This is a genomic window from Mycetocola sp. TRD_SC_2, from assembly GCF_055361225.1.
Genome location: NZ_CM143954.1, coordinates 2,345,353 through 2,363,770, shown reverse-complemented (window position 1 = coordinate 2,363,770; position 18,418 = coordinate 2,345,353). Strand labels below are relative to the sequence as shown.

The window sequence follows — 18,418 nt, the reverse complement described above, 5'->3', positions numbered from 1 at the left end:
TGGTGAAAACCGTCCGGGATATCGTGTGTTAACGGCACCGTCGGAAGACGGGACTAGCATCAAGGGGTGCCAACAGCTTCCGACCCAGCAGACACCGGTGTCGTGACGGGCGGTGTCCTCGCGACGGCAGGTGCTGAGTCGTCGGATCGGCTCAACCGGTCCGGCCTCGCCTCCGCTGTCACCGCCTACGTGCTCTGGGGAACCCTGCCGCTGTACTTCCTGCTCGTCGCACCGACGGGGCCGTTCGAGCTGGTCGCCGCCCGGGTGGTTTTCTCCCTCCTCTTCTGCGCGCTGCTGCTCACGTGCACGCGCGCGTGGAAGCCGTTCCTCACCCTGCTTTTCACGCCCAGAATCAGCCTGACGCTGGCGCTCGCCGGAGCGCTGATCTTCGTCAACTGGCAGACCTATATCTATGGTGTGCTCACCGGCCACGTCGTCGAAGCGGCGCTCGGCTACTTCATCAATCCCATCGTCACCGTGTTCCTGGGCGTGTTCTTCCTTCGGGAGAAGCTGCGTCTCATCCAGTGGATCTCCGTGGGGATCAGTATCGTCGCCGTTCTCGTCCTCACGTTCGCCGGCAGCGGCGTGCCCTGGATCGCTCTCGTTCTCGCGTTCTCATTCGGCTTCTACGGTTACATCAAGAAACGGGTCGGGCCGCGGGTGGATGCCGTCTCCGGGCTCACCCTGGAGACCGCCTGGCTGATGCCCGTCGCCATTGTCCAGTTGATCGTCGTCGGACTGACGACGGGACTGACAATCGGCACGGTGAGCCCGATGCACACCGCCCTCCTCGCCGGGACCGGTGTGATCACCGCCGTCCCGCTCCTCTTCTTCGCCGCAGCGTCGAGGCGTCTCCCTCTCGTCTGGATGGGATTCATCCAGTTCTTCGCGCCCGTGATCCAGTTCCTCGTCGGGGTGCTCGTGCTGCGCGAAGAAATGCCCCCCGAACGGTGGGTAGGCTTCAGCCTCGTCTGGCTCGCACTCATCATCCTCACGACCGATATGGCGATGACGGCGCGGCGGTCGGCCGCACGACGCAAGAAAACGGCTTCTACGGCGCGCTGACCGCAGCGAATCATCACGAACTGTAACGATTGCGTCCCTCGTTACACGGATGTAATGCCGATGTATTGTTCCCTGACGATTGCTCGAATAGGTTGGCACAACGACAGTACAGAGCCTGTCGATCGGATACGACACACAGCAAGGAGCAACATGGGCGTTTTCACCCGGGCTACGGCCTCCCGCTCACGCACCCGCACAGCCACCCTCACCGGGCTGGCATTCCTCGGAGCCAGCGCGCTGGTTCTCACAGGATGCTCAAGCCCCGGCGGAGGCGAAGGCGGGGACAATGAAAGGCCGGAAGGCGACCTGACCATGAAGATCGGGACGCTCCTGCCACAGACAGGCCAGCTGGCCTTCCTGGGCCCGCCAGAAGAGGCAGGCGTCGGCCTCGCCGTCAAGGAAGTCAACGACGCAGGCCTTGGCATCGAGATCGACGTCACCTATGGCGACTCAGGCGACCCCGACAACAAGGCATTCGCCACCACTGTTCCCAAGCTGCTCGGTGAAGGCGTCTCCGCCATCGTCGGCGCTGCGTCCAGTGGTGTGACCAAGCTCGTCATCGACGAGGTGACGGGAGCAGGAGTCATCCAGTTCTCGCCGGCGAACACCTCGGCTGACTTCACCACCTGGGATGACAACAACCTGTTCTGGCGAACAGCCCCCAGTGATGTGCTCCAGGGCGAGGTTCTCGGCAACCTGATCGCCGAAGACGGTAACGAAACCCTCGGAATCCTGTACCTCAACGACTCCTACGGAACCGGTCTCACCAACTTCACCAAGGAAGCGTTCGAGAACGCCGGCGGTGAAGTGGTCGAAGAGGTGTCGTATAACGCTGGTGACACAACGTTCGACGCGCAGATCAGCTCGCTCAAGGCAGCCAACCCCGACGCGATCGCCCTGATCGCATTCGAGGAGACCAAGACGATCGTTCCTGGTCTGTCTGGCTACCCCGCCGAAAAGATGTACTTCGTCGACGGCAACCTTGCCGACTACTCGAAGGACTTCCCGGCAGGCACCCTGACCGGTGCAAAGGGAACCCTTCCCGGCCTCGACACCGACGAACTCGGAGACTTTACCGACCGTCTTCAGTCGTTCTGGCAGGACGAAGGAAACGACGAGCTGAGTGACTACAGCTACGCCGCTGAGTCGTACGACGCCGTCGTGCTTCTGGCGCTGGCCGCACTCCAGGCGGGCTCCGTCGAAGGTGCTGACATCGCCGCAGAACTGCAGAGCGTTTCAGGCGGTGGAGACGAGGAGGGTGAGAAGTGTGAGACCTTCGAAGACTGCGCCAAGCTGATCAACGAAGGCACCGCGATCGACTTCGACGGCTACTCGGGACCGGTCACGTTCGATGAGAACGGTGACCCCACCGAAGCGACCATCGGCATCCACCAGTACCAGGAAGACAACACCTACGAGCGGATCAACTAGTCCATTCGCAGAACACCTGAAGGTGGCCACGGGATTCGTCCCGTGGCCACCTTTTTCTGTTCCCAGCGCAGTCGCGGCATCGCCAGCTACGCAAAAGCCCCGCAGACGCCGTCTGCGGGGCTTTTGTGTGGATGTCGTCGCGTGTGCTCAGTCCTCGTCCTGTCCCAGTGTTCCGAGGTACAGGCCGATGACCTTCTCATCGTTGAGCAGTTCGCGCCCGGTGCCGGTGTAGGCATCCGTTCCCTGGTCGAGGACGTAACCCCGGTCGCAGATCTGCAGGCACCTGCGGGCGTTCTGCTCGACCATGATGGTCGTCACCCCCGCCTTGTTGATGTCGGAGACACGGATGAAAGCGTCGTCCTGGCGGACGGGGGAGAGGCCGGCACTGGGCTCATCGAGGAGGAGCACGTGCGGGTTCATCATGAGGGCGCGCGACATCGCCACCATCTGGCGCTCACCACCGGACAGGGAGCCCGCCCGCTGCTTGAGCCGCTTGCCCAGTTCGGCGAAGATCCCGGTGACGAACTCGAGTCGTTCCGAGTAGATCTTGGGGTTCTGGAAGAGCCCCATCTGCAGGTTCTCCTCGATCGTCAGGCTCGGGAAGACGTTGTTCGTCTGCGGCACGAAACCGACGCCTCGGGAGACGAGCTTGTCTGCCTTGAGGCCGGTGATGTCCTCTCCGTTCAGCCGAATCTCCCCACCACGAACCTTGACCTGCCCGAAGATGGCCTTGAGCAGCGTCGACTTACCTGCACCGTTGGGGCCGATGATGCCGATGAGTTCGCCTTTGGCGGCGACGAGGTTCGCCTCGTTGAGGATGTTGACGCCGGGGAGATATCCCGCCGTCAGGTTCTTCACTTCGACGACAGCCTCTGGGGCCAGTGTTGCGGTCACTTGGTGTCCTCGTCCTTCTGCGGGCCGGTATCCGGGGTGTGCGGAGTGCCGACTTCGGCGTCGATCTCCGCGAGGAGTTCTTCAGCCTCAGCGGTCTTCACGCCGGAGATCCGGCCGGTCACGACCCCGAGGTCGACATCCTGGTGGCTGCCGAGGTAGGCATCGATGACGGCGGGGTCCTCCATCACGGTGTGTGGATCACCCTCGGCGACGACACGACCCTCTGCCATGACAATGACCCAGTCTGCGATGTGGCGCACCATGTGCATGTCGTGCTCGACGAAGAGCACACTCATGCCCTCCTGCTTGAGGTTGAGGATGTGATCGAGGAGCGACTGCGTGAGGGCCGGGTTCACACCCGCCATCGGCTCGTCGAGCATGACCAGTTTGGGCGAGCTCATCAGGGCGCGCGCCATCTCGAGAAGCTTGCGCTGGCCACCGGAGAGGCTCGCGGCGAAGTCATCCTTCTTGGTGTCGAGCTTGAACCGGGCAAGGATTTCCATCGCCCGTTCCTCGATTTCGCCCTCCTGCTTGATCCAGAGCGGCTTGATGAGGCTCGAGAACATGTTCTCGCCGGTCTGCTTCTGCGCGCCGAGCTTCATGTTCTCGAGCACCGTGAGCAGGCCAAGGGCCTTCGTCAGCTGGAAGGTGCGAACCTGTCCCATCCGGGCCACACGGAACGCGGGGACACCGTTGAGGCGCTTGCCGTCGAAGGTCCACGTGCCGGTGTCCGGCTTGTCGAACCCGGTCAGCAGGTTGAACAGGGTCGTCTTGCCCGCACCGTTCGGCCCGATGAGCGCGGTGATCGCGCCGCGCGGGACCTCGAGGTGGTCGACGTCGACCGCCTTGAGACCACCGAAGGTTCGCGTGACGTTGTCGGCGATGATGATCGGATCGACCTTCGCGACGCCTGGCGCGGCATCCCCGATGTGCAGTCCGGTGCTCTTGACCGGTGATTGCGCTGAGCTATTGCTTGACAAAGGTCAGCTCCTTCTTGTTTCCGAGGATGCCCTGGGGCCTGAATATGACGATGAGCATCAGCGCGGCTCCGACGAGGATGAACCGGAGCGTCGCCGCCTGGGTCGTCGACATGAACGGAAGCAGTCCGCTGGAGGCCATTGCCGGCAGCACGTTGGAGAGGAAGCCCATGATCACCCAGAAGATCACCGCCCCGAGGATCGGCCCGAACACGGTGGCCGCGCCTCCGAGTAACAGGATCGTCCAGATGAAGAACGTGAGACTCGTCACGTAGACGCTTGGCACCACCGCCGACGGCAAGGCGAACACCACCCCGCCGAGAGCGCCGAAGAGGCCACCGACGATGAGAGCCTGCATCTTGTAGGCGAAGACGTTCTTGCCGAGCGCGCGGACGGCATCCTCATCCTCTCGGATCCCCTTGAGAACGCGACCCCACGGGCTGCGCATGAGGAGGAAGACGAGAAGGGCCGCGATGATGAGCAGGCCGATTCCGAAGACCCGGACCCACCATCCGTTCGCGTTGTATGTCCACGGGCCGAACCCGTATGTGCCCTCAGGGAACGGGTTGGCCGCACGGAAACCGGCGTGATAGTTGCCGAGGCCGTCAGCCGAGTTCGTGACCGAGTCGAAGACCTGCGTTGTGAAGAGCAGGCGCACGATCTCGGCCGCCGCGATTGTCACGATCGCCAGATAGTCGGCTCGAAGTCTCAGCGTCGGTATACCGAGGATGAACGCGAAAACGACGGATGCCAGCATCCCGACGATAATTCCGACCCACCACGGCAGACCGAACGTCAGGATCGAGATTGCGTAACCGTAGGCGCCGAGCGCCATGAATCCGGCCATGCCGAAGTTGAGCAGGCCGCCGTAACCGAAGTGCACGGCGAGGCCGAGTGCCGCGAGGGCGTATGCGATGGTCTCCGGGCTGATCAGCCAGGAGGCGGTGTTCGAGAGAATTGATTCCCAGTCCATGGCGTCCTCCTAACCGATTCGTTCTTTACGGCCGAGAAGGCCCTGGGGTTTGACGAGCAGGACGGCGATGAGCACGACGAGCGCTCCCACGTATTTGATGTCTGACGGGATCCACAGCGTCGAGACCTCGACGAGAAGTCCCACGATGATGGCGCCGAGGAGGGCGCCGAACGCCGTTCCCAGTCCACCGAGGACGATCGCGCCGAAGACGAGCAGCAGGATCTGTGTTCCCATGTCCCACTTGATGCCCGGGCGGAAGTACGCCCAGAGGATGCCGGCGAGACCCGCGAGTGCCGCGGCGAGGATCCAGACGATGCGGATGACCTTGTCGACGTCGATGCCGCTGGCTGCAGCGAGCGAGGGGTTGTCGGAGATCGCTCGCGTTGCCTTGCCGGTGCGGGTGTTGACGAGCCACCACGCGACACCGAGGAGGACGACGATCGACGTCGCCATGCTCACGATGTCGGTGACCGAAAGAGTGACCGACCCGAACAGCGCGATCTGCGCGCCACCGGCGCCGGGCAGCTGGAAGGTGCCACCGCCGATGAAGTAGAGGAAGACGTAGCGGACAAGGAGCGACAGGCCGATCGAAACGATCATCACCTGGACGATGCCGACGCCCTTCTTCCTCAGCGGGCGCCAGAGCCCGGTATCGAGGAAGTACCCGAACAGACCGCTCATCACCACCGCTGCCGGGAGTGCGACCCAGATCGGCAGCTGCAGGTTGGTGAACACGAGCGCCATCACGGCACCGAAGGTCACCATCTCACCGTGGGCGAAGTTCGACAGGCCCGTCGTTCCGAAGACGAGAGAGGCGCCGATCGCCGCGAGTGCGAGGAGCAGGCCGAAGTTCAGCCCGTTGACCGTGCGTTCGACCAGTTGATCGAAGAAGCTCGTGGTGACGCGTACCCCCTCACCGAGGAAGTAGTTCACGATCTTCGAGTTCGTGAGGGCGATCTCGGACTCGACCGACGCGGATCCCTCCGCGACGATGACGCCCTCAGGAAGGGTCTCCTCATCGAGGGTGACCGTGTACGTGCCTTTCTCGGGAACGCCGATCTTCCACTTGCCTTCAGCGTCTGTCTCGACCTCGGCGTTGTAACCATTGCCGTCGACGGTGATCGTGACGTCTTCGAGAGCTTCGCTCTCGTATTTCACGTTTCCGGCGAAGTAGTAGTCGTATTCCTCACCGACCTCGTCAGCCTGAGCGGGTGCCGCTGTCGCCGTCTGCAATATCAGCGCGCCGAACAGCAGTGCGAAGAACAGCAGGATCGAGCGCGCGCGGCGCGGGGCTTGGACTGAATGAGGGGAACTCACTGCACCTCCAGTGCGGGACCGCCAGGTCCCTCGGGCAGGAAACCGGGAGGTCCCCTGAAGTACTTTCGCCAAACGGCTCTGTTAGACGATACGACCCGATTATGACCTACATGTTTCGAACATGGGTATTCCTCACCTCAAAGTGCCCAGTTTCGGGGCATAATCGTTACCCTTCTGCGGTTAGCATTAACTACCGGTCGCGATGTTCTGTTTATCAGGCATCCGTCGCGCTGCTGACGCCGGTAATTTCACCGCGAAGGGAAGCAATGGAAACCTCAGACCCGTTCGGCTTTATCGGACTGACGTACGACGACGTTCTGCTGCTGCCCGGGCACACGGATGTCATCCCCAGCGAGGCCGAGACGTTCTCGCGGCTCACTCGCCGCATCACGGTGGCGACCCCGCTCCTCTCGAGCGCGATGGACACCGTCACCGAGTCACGCATGGCGATCGCCATGGCGCGCCAGGGCGGAATCGGCATTCTGCACCGCAATCTCTCCATCGGCGAGCAAGCCGAGCATGTCGACCTCGTCAAGCGCAGTGAATCCGGGATGATCACCAACCCGGTCACCACGACGCCGGATGCCACGGTCGCCGAGGTTGACGCGATTTGCGGCCAGTTCCGGGTTTCCGGGCTCCCCGTCATCGACAATGAGGGCGTGCTCGTCGGCATCATCACCAACCGCGACATGCGGTTCGTCGCGCCGTTCGAGAAGGCGACCACTCCCGTCCGCGACGTCATGAGCCGGATGCCGCTCATCACGGCCCCCGTCGGAATCGACCCCGACGACGCGATCGCGATCCTCGCCGAGCACCGGATCGAGAAGCTTCCGCTCGTCGACGGGGCGGGCAAGCTCAAGGGCCTCATTACCGTCAAGGACTTCGACAAGAGCGAGAAGTACCCGAACGCGACCAAGGACGACGAGGGCCGGCTCCGTGTCGGTGCCGCCATCGGCTTCTTCGGTGACGCCTGGCAGCGCGCCGGCGCCCTCGTCGACGCCGGTGTCGACGTGCTCGTCGTCGACACGGCCAACGGCGACTCCGCTGGGGTTCTCGACATCATCAGGAAGCTCAAGTCCGACAAAGCGTTCGCCGGGGTCGACATCATCGGTGGAAACGTCGCGACCCGGTCGGGCGCGAAGGCGATCGCCGAAGCAGGCGCTGACGCGGTGAAGGTCGGCGTCGGTCCAGGCTCGATCTGCACCACGCGCGTCGTCGCCGGTGTCGGCGTTCCCCAGGTGACCGCCGTGTACGAGGCATCCCTCGCCGCCCGCGAATACGGTGTGCCCGTCATCGCCGACGGCGGACTGCAGTACTCGGGCGACATCGCCAAGGCGCTCGTCGCCGGTGCTGACACCGTCATGCTCGGCTCGCTCCTCGCCGGGTGCGACGAAAGCCCGGGAGAACTCGTGTTCGTCAACGGGAAGCAGTTCAAGACCTACCGCGGCATGGGATCGCTCGGCGCACTTCAGACACGCGGTGAGAAGACCTCGTACTCGAAGGACCGCTACTTCCAGAACGACGTTCCGAGCGACGACAAGCTCATCCCCGAGGGCATCGAGGGCCAGGTTCCCTACCGCGGACCGCTCTCCGCCGTCGCGTACCAGCTCATCGGCGGGCTCCGCCAGTCGATGTTCTACGTCGGCGCCCGCACAATCGACGAGCTCAAGTCGAAGGGCAAGTTCGTGCGGATCACCTCCGCCGGGCTCAAGGAGTCGCACCCGCACGACGTGCAGATTGTCGTGGAGGCGCCGAACTACCGCCGCTGAGCTACTCGCTTCACGAATTCACCCGTTTCGGACGAATTCACCCGTTACACCGGGACGGGTGAATTCCTTCAACAGACGACTCCCGAAGACGGCTGGGAGTCGCCGTCTTGTTCCCGGGATTACCTTGGTTAGGGCTGCCGCCGTTCGCGGAGCTTCGCTCCGCGCCTTTCGCGGAGCTTCGCTCCGCGCGGGTAGGCTGGGGGAGTGAGTATGGAAACTGAGATCGGTGCATCCAAGCGTGCACGTCGCGCGTACGCCTTCGACGACATTGCTGTGGTGCCCTCCCGCCGGACCCGCGACCCCGAGGATGTCTCGGTCACGTGGGGCATCGACGCGTACCAGTTCGACATCCCGTTCCTCGCGGCTCCCATGGACTCGGTGGTCTCCCCGACGACCGCGATCATGATGGGCAAGCTCGGCGGCGTCGGCGTGCTCGACCTCGAGGGGCTCTGGACCCGATACGACGACCCCGAGCCCCTGCTCGCTGAAATCCGTTCACTGTCCGACGCTCAGTCGACCGCTCGGATGCAGGAAATCTACTCCGAGCCGATCAAACCCGAGCTCGTCACCCAGCGCCTAGCCGAGATCCGCGCCGCAGGAGTGACCGTCGCCGGGGCCCTCTCGCCGCAGCGCACGCAGGAACTGCACGAGACCGTGCTCGCGGCCGGAGTCGACCTCTTCGTCATCCGCGGAACCACCGTCTCGGCTGAGCACGTCTCCAAGAACCAGGAGCCGCTCAACCTCAAGGAGTTCATCTACGAACTCGACGTGCCCGTCATCGTGGGCGGCGCAGCTACCTACACCGCGGCACTGCACCTCATGCGCACGGGCGCAGCCGGCGTTCTCGTCGGATTCGGCGGGGGCGCAGCGTCGACCACCCGCGCGACCCTCGGCATCCATGCCCCGATGGCCACCGCCGTCGCAGACATCGCCGGCGCTCGCCGCGACTACATGGACGAGTCAGGCGGACGGTACGTCCACGTCATCGCCGACGGCGGCCTCGGCACGGCGGGCGACATCGTCAAGGCCGTGGCATGCGGAGCAGACGCCGTCATGCTCGGAACCACACTCGCACGGGCGACGGATGCTCCTGGCGGAGGCTTCCACTGGGGCACAGAGGCGTACCACTCCCAGCTGCCGCGCGGCCGCCGGGTCGAGGTCGGCCAGGTCGGCTCGCTCGAGGAGATCCTCTACGGTCCCGCGAGCGTCGCAGACGGGAAAGCGAACCTCGTCGGCGCCCTTCGCCGCTCGATGGCGACCACCGGATACTCGGACCTCAAGGAGTTCCAGCGGGTCGAGGTCGTCCTCGCCCCGTACCACTCCCGCTAATCGCTGATCGCGGGCGTCCTCAGTCGAAGATCCGGCGGAGGACGTTCGTGTTCGCGAGATCGATGAGCTCTTCGCCGCGACCGGAAAGCACGGTCCGGATGGCGTAGAGAGTGAATCCCTTGGCCTGCTCGGCAGTGATCGCCGGTGGAATCGACAGCTCCTGACGAGCGGTGACCACGTCGATGAGCGCGGGTCCGTCATGAGCGAACGCTTCGGCGAGTGCAGCGGGCAGGTCATCCGGACGCTCCACCCGGCTGCCGTGGATTCCCATAGCCGTCGCCATGTCGGCGAAGTTCGGGTTGACCAGGTCGGTACCGGCGTTCACGAGCCCAGCCGCTTTCATCTCGAGTTCGACGAAGTTGAGCGAGGAGTTGTTAAAAACGACGACCTTCACCGGCAACTTGTTCTGAACGAGGGTGAGCAGTTCGCCGAGCATCATGGTGAGGCCACCGTCACCGGCGAGTGCGACCACCTGACGAGAGGGGTGGGATGCCTGGGCGCCGATTCCCTGCGAGACCGCGTTTGCCATCGTGCCGTGGCTGAAGGACCCGATGAGCCGTCTGCGCCCGTTCATCGTCAGGTACCTGCTGGCCCAGACGACGGGAGATCCGACGTCGGGGAGGAAGACGGCGTCGTCGTCGGCAAGTTCATCGATCAGCCGGGTCAGGTACTGCGGGTGGATGGGTGCCCGGTTGCGGTCGTTGGTGGCGAGGTCATCGAGTCCTTTCCTGCTCTTCGAGTAGTGCTTGACCGACCGCTCCAGGTGCCCGCGGTCCTCCTTGCGCTCGACGAGGGGGAGCAGCACCTGTGCTGTTTCTCGCACGGTGCCCACAAGCCCGAGGTCGAGCGGTGTGCGTCGGCCGAGCTGTTCGCCGCGCACATCAATCTGGATGACCTTCGCGTTCTCAGGGAAGAACTGCGGGTACGGAAAGTCGGTGCCGAGCATGAGCAGCGTGTCACACGACAGCATGGCGGAATAACCCGAGGCGAAGCCGAGCAACCCGGTCATGCCGACGTCGAACGGGTTGTCGTACTCGATGTGCTCCTTGCCGCGCATCGCGTGGACGATCGGGGCGCCGAGGGCATCCGCGAGCGCGAGGACCTCGGAGTGTGCTCCGGCCACGCCGGCGCCGGCCAGGATTGTCACCTTGTCAGCGCCGTTCAGGAGCCGGGCGGCCTCCGCAAGTCCTTCGGCCGAGGGGAGGACGGAGCTCGACGTCGGACGGATGGCGACGGTGCGCGGGCTCTGGGCCGTCTTCTGCAGGATGTCTCCGGGAATCACGATGACGGCGACGCCCTTGCGTTCGATCGCTGTGCGCATGGCGATCTCGAGGATGCGCGGCATCTGCTCGGGTGAGCCGACCATTTCGCAATACACGCTGCACTCCCGGAACAGCTCCTGGGGGTGGGTCTCCTGAAAGTAGTTGGACCCGATCTCCGAGCTCGGGATGTGGCTCGCGATCGCGAGCACGGGCACACGCGATCGGTTGGCGTCGAAAAGACCGTTGATGAGGTGCAGGTTCCCAGGTCCGCAACTGGCCGCGCACACCGCGAGTTCACCGGTGAGAGCGGCTTCGGCCGATGCGGCGAGAGCGGCCGCCTCCTCGTGCCGGACATGCACCCAGTCCAGCTCTCCCCGAAGCGCGTCGGTGAGCCCGTTGAGGGAGTCCCCGGCGATCCCGTAGATGCGGGACACCCCGCTCGCTTTCAGCGTCTCGACCATGTTTTCGGCGATCGTGCCCATAGTTACTCCTCACGAGGCGGGGTGGATGTGCATGTCGAGTCCAGCACAGTCCGCACGGATATGTAAGAGCGCCGTGCGTCGGCGCAAGGCCGTTGTTCTGCTTGACACGGTGCGTTAGCGTCGAAAGACATGTGGTGGCGTAGCCTGTCGGTGCCATCTGAGCGGCAGTCCGGGAATCGTGACAGGTTCGATCCCGGTGGAGGCAAGAATGGCCAATAAAAACACCGTTTCACGTTCGACCAAACTCGGTATGGAGGAACGCTCGGCTGCGATCGAGGCACTCAAGACCAAAGAGCTCGACATCCTCGTCGTCGGCGGCGGGATCGTCGGCGCCGGCAGCGCACTGGATGCCGTCACTCGCGGACTCTCCACCGGCATTCTCGAGGCACGTGACTGGTCAAGCGGCACGTCGAGCCGGTCGTCGAAACTGGTGCATGGCGGCATCCGTTACCTAGAGCAGCTGGATTTCCGGCTCGTCCGCGAAGCGCTCATCGAGCGTGGACTTCTGCTCCAGCGGATCGCGCCCCACCTCGTCAAACCGGTCAAGTTCCTGTACCCGCTCAACCGCCCCGTCTTCGAGCGCCTCTACATCGGCGCGGGCATGCTGCTCTACGACCTCTTCAGTTACACCGGCGGACGCCCGCCCGGCGTACCCCACCACCGCCACCTGTCGAAGCGCCAGGTTCAGAAGTCGATCCCGTCGCTGCGCAACAACGCGTTCGTCGGCGGGCTGACCTACTACGACGCCCAGGTCGACGACGCCCGCTACGTGGCATCCCTCGTGCGTACCGCCTCGTCGTACGGCGCCCATGCGGCCAGCAGGGTGCGGGTCGAAGGGTTCCTCAAGGTCGGCCAGCGTGTGGTCGGTGTGAAGGCACACGACCTGCAGACCGGAGAACGGTTCGACGTCCGCGCTCGCCAGGTGGTCAATGCGACCGGTGTCTGGACCGACGACACCCAGGCGATGGTCGGCGAACGCGGGCAGTTCAAGGTGCGCGCGTCGAAGGGTATTCACCTTCTCGTGCCCCGTGACCGGTTCCAGTCGACGATGGGACTGCTGCTCCGCACGGAGAAGAGCGTGCTCTTCGTCATTCCGTGGGGACGCCACTGGATCGTCGGAACGACCGACACCGACTGGGATCTCGACAAGGCGCACCCGGCAGCGACCGCCGCCGACATCGACTACCTGCTTGAGCAGGTGAACAAGGTCCTCGCCATTCCGCTCACCCGCGACGACGTCGAAGGTGTCTATGCGGGACTCCGGCCCCTGCTCGCCGGCGAATCCGACCAGACTTCGAAGCTCTCGCGGGAGCACCTCGTCGCTCATTCGGTGCCGGGGCTCGTCGTGATCGCCGGCGGCAAGTGGACCACCTATCGGGTCATGGCGAAGGATGCCATCGACGCGGCCGCCGATGCCCTCGACGGCAAAATCCCCCAGTCCACCACCGACAACATAGCCCTCCTCGGGGCGGAGGGCTATCAGGCGGCGTGGAACAAACGCGGCAAAATCGCCCGCGCCTTCGGAGTGCACAAGGCGCGGATCGAGCACCTGCTCAACCGCTACGGTGTGCTCACCGACGAGCTGCTCGACCTGTTGAGGGACCGCCCCGAACTCGGCGAACCGCTCCCCGGCGCAGACGACTACATCGGCGCCGAGGTCGTATACGCGGCGACACACGAGGGAGCACTCCACCTCGAAGACGTGCTCGCCCGTCGCACACGCATCTCGATCGAGTCGTGGGATCGCGGTGCGTCTGCTGCGCCCGTCGCCGCGCGGCTCATGGCCGACGTGCTCGGCTGGGACGAGGAACGGGTCGACCATGAGGTCGCCACCTACCTCAAGCGAGTCGCAGCGGAGCGCGCATCGCAGGAGCAGCCCGACGACGAATCAGCGGACCGGGTGCGGCTCGAAGCCCCCGAGGTCGTTCCCGCGAAGTGACGTCTGGCCCGCCTTCCGCCCTCACGGCGGGAGGCGGGTGCCTCCGGTAGACTGGGGAGGACCTGCCGCACGTCCGTGACAAGCCCGGCGAGATTTCGCGCCCGGAGCACCTGTAAGCGTTGAACGCCGTGTCACAGGCGCCGGCGACGCAGTGACCAGAGCGAAGCGAGACGAACATTTCCAGCAGCCCCGCGGCATCCGACCCCCTCGCGCAGCCCACCCTCCGGCAGACCATGCTCCAGGCCCGCTGGATCGCGATGCTTGTGCTCGCCCTCGTCGTCTCCGGGGCCTTCGCCTGGCTCGGACAGTGGCAGTTCGAGCGCGCCGTCGTCTCAACCGAGAACGCCGAGCGGCCGACGGAAACCGTCGTCCCCCTCGACAGCGTTGCCACCGCGGGCGAGCCGCTCCGCGACGACGTCATCGGCCAGCTCGTTGAGGTCGAGGGCACGTGGGTACCGGGCGACTTTCTCGTCATCACCGAACGCGTGAACCTCGATGTGGTCGGCTACTGGGTGGCCGGACATCTGTCGACCGGACCCGATGCCGGCGCAGCGTCTGTCGCGATAGCCCTCGGCTGGACCGACGATCGCGCCGTCGCCGAGAGCGTGGCGGAGGACCTCAACGCGGATGCCCCAGCATCCGTCATCGAGGTCACCGGCCGTCTCAACGCGTCCCAGGGAGCAGAGCTGCCCGCCGACGGGGAGGACCCCTTCGACCTGAACCGCATGTCGGTCGCCGCCCTCGTCAACGTCTGGCCGGGAATGTCCGACCGGCCGGTGTACAACGCCTACGTCGTGGCGGGCGAGGCACCCGAAGCGCTCGTCACCATCGACGCGCCCGCGGTAGAAGGCGAGACCACCGTCAACTGGCTCAACATCTTTTATGCCATCGAGTGGGTCGTGTTCGCCGGCTTCGCGATCTTCCTCTGGTTCCGGCTGGTGAAGGACTCCTGGGAGCGCGACCAGGAGGAGCGGGAGATGCTCGCCGCCGGGATCGACCCCGAAGCCGGACGCGTAGAATAGAGTCATGCCCCTTCCTCCTCGTGAAAGAGACCTGCCGCGAATTCCCGGCGCTCTGAGGTTCTACAAAATCTCGTCGATCATCACCGGTGTGCTGCTTCTCCTGCTGTGCGCCGAGATGATCATGAAGTACTTCTTCGGCCTCGAACTCGAGCTCGGCGGGGCCTACGGGTTCCTCGCGTTCGTGCCGAGCGAGAGCCTGCAGGCGATCAACCTCTCGCTCGGGATCCTCATGGTCCACGGCTGGGGTTACGTGGTCTACCTCTTCGCCGACTTCCGGATCTGGAGCCTCATGCGCTGGTCGTTCCCCAAGTTCCTGCTCATCGCCCTCGGCGGCGTCATCCCGTTCCTCTCGTTCTTCCTCGAAGTCCGCATCGTCCGCGAAGTGAAGGCGTATCTCGCGTCTCGCACGGCATCCGCCAGCATCACCCCCGAATCAGTGGAGGCATCCCATTAGCGAGCAGGCAACCAGCGCCCGCCCCGTTCTCGTCGTCGACTTCGGCGCCCAGTACGCCCAGCTCATCGCACGGCGCGTGCGAGAGGCCGGCGTGTACTCCGAGATCGTTCCCTCCACGATCACCGCAGCAGAGGTGGCAGACAAGAACCCGGTCGGCATCGTCCTCTCTGGTGGGCCGTCGAGCGTGTACGAAGAGGGCGCCCCGTCACTCGACGCGCGAATCTTCGACCTCGAGGTTCCCACGCTCGGCATTTGCTACGGCTTCCAGGTCATGGCCCGCGCCCTCGGCGGCGAAGTCGCGAACACCGGCCTCCGTGAATACGGGTCGACGGATGCAGCGCTCTCGACCGACGGTGGCGTGCTCCTTTCCGGCCAGCCCACCGACCAGACCGTGTGGATGAGCCACGGCGACTCCGTCTCGCAGGCGCCCGAAGGATTCACGGTGCTCGCGTCGACAGCATCCACTCCCGTCGCAGCCTTCGGAAACGACGAGCGCAAGCTTTACGGCGTGCAGTGGCACCCCGAAGTGAAGCACTCCTCGTACGGGCAGGACGTTCTCGAGAACTTTCTCCACCGCGCTGCGGGGATCCCCGCCGACTGGAATCCGGGCAACGTCATTGCCGAGCAGGTCGGGCGCATCCGTGCGCAGATCGGCTCGGGCAAGGTCATCTGCGGTCTCTCCGGTGGAGTCGACTCGGCTGTCGCCGCTGCTCTCGTTCACGAAGCGGTCGGGGACCAGCTCGTCTGCGTCTTCGTCGATCACGGGCTCCTGCGGCAGGACGAACGCCGCCAGGTCGAAGAGGACTACGTCGCCGCAACCGGCGTGCGCCTCATCACCATCGACGCCCGTGAGCAGTTCCTCAACGCGCTCGCCGGGGTCAGCGACCCGGAGACCAAGCGCAAGATCATCGGCCGCGAATTCATCCGCACCTTCGAGAAGGCCCAGGCCGACCTCATCGCCGAGTCCCTCGAGGACGACGGTGACCCGATCGCGTTCCTCGTGCAGGGCACCCTGTATCCCGACGTCGTCGAATCCGGTGGCGGTTCAGGTACCGCGAACATCAAGAGCCACCACAACGTCGGCGGGCTCCCCGACGACCTCACCTTCGAGCTCGTCGAACCGCTCCGCACCCTGTTCAAAGACGAGGTCCGCGCGATCGGACGGGAGCTCGGTCTTCCTGAGGTCATCGTCGGCCGCCAGCCGTTCCCCGGCCCAGGTCTCGGCATCCGAATCGTCGGAGAAGTCACGGCTGAACGGCTCGACCTGCTGCGCAAAGCGGATGCCATCGCCCGCCACGAACTGACGGCCGCCGGTCTCGACAACGAGATCTGGCAGTGCCCGGTCGTGCTGCTCGCCGACGTGCGCTCCGTTGGAGTCCAGGGCGACGGCCGCACCTACGGTCACCCGATCGTTCTGCGTCCGGTCAGCTCAGAGGACGCGATGACCGCGGACTGGACACGGCTTCCGTACGACGTGCTCGCGAAGATCTCGAACCGGATCACCAACGAAGTGGACGGCGTCAACCGCGTCGTTCTCGACGTGACGTCGAAGCCACCGGGGACTATTGAGTGGGAGTAAGTGTTTGGGCTGAGGGTCGAGTATTTCGCTCCTCAGCTCGAACAATGACGAATTCCGGACCGGCTCACTCGAGCCGGTCCGTTTTCGTTGGTAGAAGGTCCAGCAAACCGGAGCCGGCCGGGAACTCGTCATAACTCGACACCCCGCACAACCCCCGACCCTCACCGCCGGGGTGGAGCGGTTGATCGGGCAGCCAAGGCGCCGCAAAGCATCTACTACTCCTCGCCCGCGGAGGTGGTGTCCGGCGTCAGGGCCGCGGCGAGGGTCGTCTCCGCCATCTCACGGGCCAGGGAGAAGGGGGTCGGGAACGTTCCCATCCCGACGGTGACGATCGCTCCCTCATAGAGGAGCATCAGCATCCGTGCCGTGCCGTCGGGATCACTCACACCCGCGTCGCGGCTCAGGTGAGCGAAGAGCCCCAGCAGCCACGTCTTCTGCCGCGAGACCTCCGGCAGCAGGGGTCCGCCGTTCGCGATGCCGATTTCGGCACGGGCGTTGATCGCGCTGCAGCCCTTGGGGCTGTTCTCGCCCGACCACGAGATCGCGGCGTCGAACACTGCCAGGATCCGCGCAGCACCCGCATCGGGAACCCGGTCGAGGGACGCATCGAGGTGTTCCCGCCAACGTTCGTCCCTTGCCTTCAGGTACGCGACGACGAGCGCCTCCTTGGAGCCGAACCGGTCGTAGAGCGTCTTCTTCGTGACGCCGGCCTCCTCTGCAATCGAATCCACCCCGACGGCGTGGATGCCTCGTTCGTAGAACAGCCGAGACGCCGCGTCGAGTACGCGCTGGGCGGCGGGGGTCAGGATCGGATCGGCCGTGGTCATAGCCTCGACTATACCAACCTGTATAGTCGAAAGCATGAGTAAACAGATCGGTATACTTCGGAGTGGTGTGACCGTGCTGGCTGCTGCCGCCTTCGTCGGTTCATGGAGTTCCGGATTCCTCATCGCTGCGGTCGCGACGGTCGACGTTGCGGCGACAACGTTGCTGCTTTGGCGGTTCGTGCCGGTGGCGCTTGTCCTCCTTGCTATTACGCTGACCACACACGCTGCCCGCGGAGTTTGCCCCGCCACGCTCCGGCGGCAGGCGATCGTCGGGATCTTCGCCCAGTTCGGATACTGCGCCTTTGTCTACGCGGCCATTGGCTCGGGGGTCGCGACGGGAACCACCGCGCTCGTCGACGCCGTCCAGCCGCTGGTGGTGGCCACGCTCGTCGGGCCGCTGCTCGGGCTCCGCGTCCGCGGTGCGCAATGGTGGGGCCTTGCCGTCGGTGCGCTCGGCGTTCTACTCGTGGTGAGGTCGCAGATTGGAGACTCGTCGGCCCCACCGATCGCGTACGCCCTTCCGGCCCTGGCCATGGCGTGCCTCATCATCGGGACCTTCCTCGACCGCCGGTCAACAAGCACGCTTCCCGTCATCGTGACCCTGACGATCCATGTCACGGTGACAACGATCGCGCTTCTCGGTGTGGCGGCTGCCACCGGGACGCTGGTCCCGCCCGCTGTGCCGATGTTCTGGGTGCAGGCCATCCTCGCCGCATTGTTCCCGACGGTTGCGGCGTACGGTCTCTACTGGTGGTTGCTCAGAAGGATCGGCATCACGGCACTCAACGCGCTCCTGTTTCTGGTCGCTCCGGTGACGGCGGCCGCTGGAGCCCTGTGGCTCAGCGAGCCGTTGACCGTTCTGACCGTCGTGGGTTTTGGGTTGTGCGGCGGGGGAGTGGCTCTCGTGCTGGTGAGCGAATCGCGTGGAAACCGGGCGGAGCAGGCCCGTGACGCGCAGAACCCTGGTGCGCATCCGCTTGCGGCCGACGTTCCCATCTCCTCGGGATAACGGCATCACGATGTCGAGGCACGATTTTCAGGGGATCACACAATTTGCAGGAGGGTTCAGGCGCTTTCATCCTGCAAATCGTGAGATCT

15 protein-coding genes are annotated in these 18,418 nt (G+C 64.7%); 9 read left to right on the top strand and 6 right to left on the bottom strand.

Annotated elements, in window-relative coordinates:
* Positions 1-66: 66 nt before the first annotated feature.
* A complete protein-coding gene (rarD, locus tag ACWA1Q_RS11320; RefSeq protein WP_463757456.1) occupies positions 67-1,065 on the top strand; it encodes an EamA family transporter RarD in 999 nt (332 codons plus the stop codon).
* Positions 1,066-1,215: 150 nt separating this feature from the next.
* A complete protein-coding gene (locus ACWA1Q_RS11315; RefSeq protein ID WP_463757455.1) occupies positions 1,216-2,496 on the top strand; it encodes an ABC transporter substrate-binding protein in 1,281 nt (426 codons plus the stop codon).
* A gap of 147 nt (positions 2,497-2,643) precedes the next feature.
* Here ACWA1Q_RS11315 and ACWA1Q_RS11310 read toward each other — a convergent pair whose 3' ends face one another.
* From ACWA1Q_RS11310 to ACWA1Q_RS11295, 4 genes are read right to left on the bottom strand one after another with little or no spacing between them, the layout of a single operon-like run.
* On the bottom strand, positions 2,644-3,390 hold the full coding sequence (locus tag ACWA1Q_RS11310) for an ABC transporter ATP-binding protein (RefSeq protein ID WP_463757453.1): 747 nt from the start codon (positions 3,388-3,390) through the stop codon (positions 2,644-2,646).
* Positions 3,387-4,370: an ABC transporter ATP-binding protein gene (locus ACWA1Q_RS11305; RefSeq protein ID WP_463757451.1), complete on the bottom strand. Its 984-nt coding sequence runs from the start codon at positions 4,368-4,370 to the stop codon at positions 3,387-3,389. The genes ACWA1Q_RS11310 and ACWA1Q_RS11305 overlap by 4 nt, the downstream gene beginning before the upstream one ends.
* Positions 4,357-5,340: a branched-chain amino acid ABC transporter permease gene (locus ACWA1Q_RS11300; RefSeq protein WP_463757449.1), complete on the bottom strand. Its 984-nt coding sequence runs from the start codon at positions 5,338-5,340 to the stop codon at positions 4,357-4,359. Before ACWA1Q_RS11300 ends, ACWA1Q_RS11305 begins: the two co-directional genes overlap by 14 nt.
* Before the next feature lie 9 nt (positions 5,341-5,349).
* Positions 5,350-6,657, bottom strand: a complete 1,308-nt coding sequence (locus ACWA1Q_RS11295; protein ID WP_463757447.1) for a branched-chain amino acid ABC transporter permease — start codon at positions 6,655-6,657, stop codon at positions 5,350-5,352.
* 266 nt (positions 6,658-6,923) lie between these two features.
* Between ACWA1Q_RS11295 and guaB the strand changes: the two genes are divergently transcribed.
* On the top strand, positions 6,924-8,426 hold the full coding sequence (gene guaB, locus ACWA1Q_RS11290) for an IMP dehydrogenase (RefSeq protein WP_463757445.1): 1,503 nt from the start codon (positions 6,924-6,926) through the stop codon (positions 8,424-8,426).
* Between the two features lie 210 nt (positions 8,427-8,636).
* The gene (locus ACWA1Q_RS11285; RefSeq protein ID WP_463760851.1) at positions 8,637-9,755 is read left to right on the top strand and encodes a GuaB3 family IMP dehydrogenase-related protein; all 1,119 of its coding nucleotides are present in this window, start codon (positions 8,637-8,639) and stop codon (positions 9,753-9,755) included.
* 19 nt (positions 9,756-9,774) lie between these two features.
* Here the strand turns inward: ACWA1Q_RS11285 and poxB are convergent, their stop codons facing one another.
* Positions 9,775-11,499, bottom strand: a complete 1,725-nt coding sequence (gene poxB, locus ACWA1Q_RS11280) for a ubiquinone-dependent pyruvate dehydrogenase (protein WP_463757444.1) — start codon at positions 11,497-11,499, stop codon at positions 9,775-9,777.
* A 208-nt stretch (positions 11,500-11,707) separates the two neighbouring features.
* Between poxB and ACWA1Q_RS11275 the strand changes: the two genes are divergently transcribed.
* The 4 genes from ACWA1Q_RS11275 (at position 11,708) to guaA (ending at position 16,493) form a co-directional block, all read left to right on the top strand.
* On the top strand, positions 11,708-13,438 hold the full coding sequence (locus tag ACWA1Q_RS11275) for a glycerol-3-phosphate dehydrogenase/oxidase (RefSeq protein ID WP_463757443.1): 1,731 nt from the start codon (positions 11,708-11,710) through the stop codon (positions 13,436-13,438).
* A gap of 233 nt (positions 13,439-13,671) precedes the next feature.
* Complete coding sequence (locus ACWA1Q_RS11270) at positions 13,672-14,460, top strand: SURF1 family protein (RefSeq protein ID WP_463757441.1); 789 nt, start codon at positions 13,672-13,674, stop codon at positions 14,458-14,460.
* Positions 14,461-14,464: 4 nt separating this feature from the next.
* A complete protein-coding gene (locus ACWA1Q_RS11265; RefSeq protein WP_463757439.1) occupies positions 14,465-14,914 on the top strand; it encodes a DUF3817 domain-containing protein in 450 nt (149 codons plus the stop codon).
* Positions 14,910-16,493 (top strand): glutamine-hydrolyzing GMP synthase, encoded by a 1,584-nt coding sequence (guaA, locus tag ACWA1Q_RS11260; protein ID WP_463760849.1) that lies wholly within the window; start codon positions 14,910-14,912, stop codon positions 16,491-16,493. Before ACWA1Q_RS11265 ends, guaA begins: the two co-directional genes overlap by 5 nt.
* A 215-nt stretch (positions 16,494-16,708) precedes the next feature.
* Here guaA and ACWA1Q_RS11255 read toward each other — a convergent pair whose 3' ends face one another.
* Positions 16,709-17,320 (bottom strand): TetR/AcrR family transcriptional regulator, encoded by a 612-nt coding sequence (locus ACWA1Q_RS11255; RefSeq protein ID WP_463757437.1) that lies wholly within the window; start codon positions 17,318-17,320, stop codon positions 16,709-16,711.
* A 34-nt stretch (positions 17,321-17,354) separates the two neighbouring features.
* Here ACWA1Q_RS11255 and ACWA1Q_RS11250 point away from each other — a divergent pair, with 34 nt between their 5' ends.
* Positions 17,355-18,329 (top strand): DMT family transporter, encoded by a 975-nt coding sequence (locus ACWA1Q_RS11250; RefSeq protein ID WP_463757435.1) that lies wholly within the window; start codon positions 17,355-17,357, stop codon positions 18,327-18,329.
* Positions 18,330-18,418: the final 89 nt, after the last annotated feature.

Bases quoted from the DNA above. Each gene is read 5' to 3' on its own strand.
- ACWA1Q_RS11315 (WP_463757455.1), top strand. From the start codon at position 1,216: ATGGGCGTTTTCACCCGGGCTACGGCCTCCCGCTCACGCACCCGCACA.
- ACWA1Q_RS11300 (WP_463757449.1), bottom strand. From the start codon at position 5,340: ATGGACTGGGAATCAATTCTCTCGAACACCGCCTCCTGGCTGATCAGC.
- guaB (WP_463757445.1), top strand. From the start codon at position 6,924: ATGGAAACCTCAGACCCGTTCGGCTTTATCGGACTGACGTACGACGAC.
- ACWA1Q_RS11285 (WP_463760851.1), top strand. From the start codon at position 8,637: ATGGAAACTGAGATCGGTGCATCCAAGCGTGCACGTCGCGCGTACGCC.
- poxB (WP_463757444.1), bottom strand. From the start codon at position 11,499: ATGGGCACGATCGCCGAAAACATGGTCGAGACGCTGAAAGCGAGCGGG.
- ACWA1Q_RS11275 (WP_463757443.1), top strand. From the start codon at position 11,708: ATGGCCAATAAAAACACCGTTTCACGTTCGACCAAACTCGGTATGGAG.
- ACWA1Q_RS11270 (WP_463757441.1), top strand. From the start codon at position 13,672: ATGCTCCAGGCCCGCTGGATCGCGATGCTTGTGCTCGCCCTCGTCGTC.
- ACWA1Q_RS11265 (WP_463757439.1), top strand. From the start codon at position 14,465: ATGCCCCTTCCTCCTCGTGAAAGAGACCTGCCGCGAATTCCCGGCGCT.
- ACWA1Q_RS11255 (WP_463757437.1), bottom strand. From the start codon at position 17,320: ATGACCACGGCCGATCCGATCCTGACCCCCGCCGCCCAGCGCGTACTC.
- ACWA1Q_RS11250 (WP_463757435.1), top strand. From the start codon at position 17,355: ATGAGTAAACAGATCGGTATACTTCGGAGTGGTGTGACCGTGCTGGCT.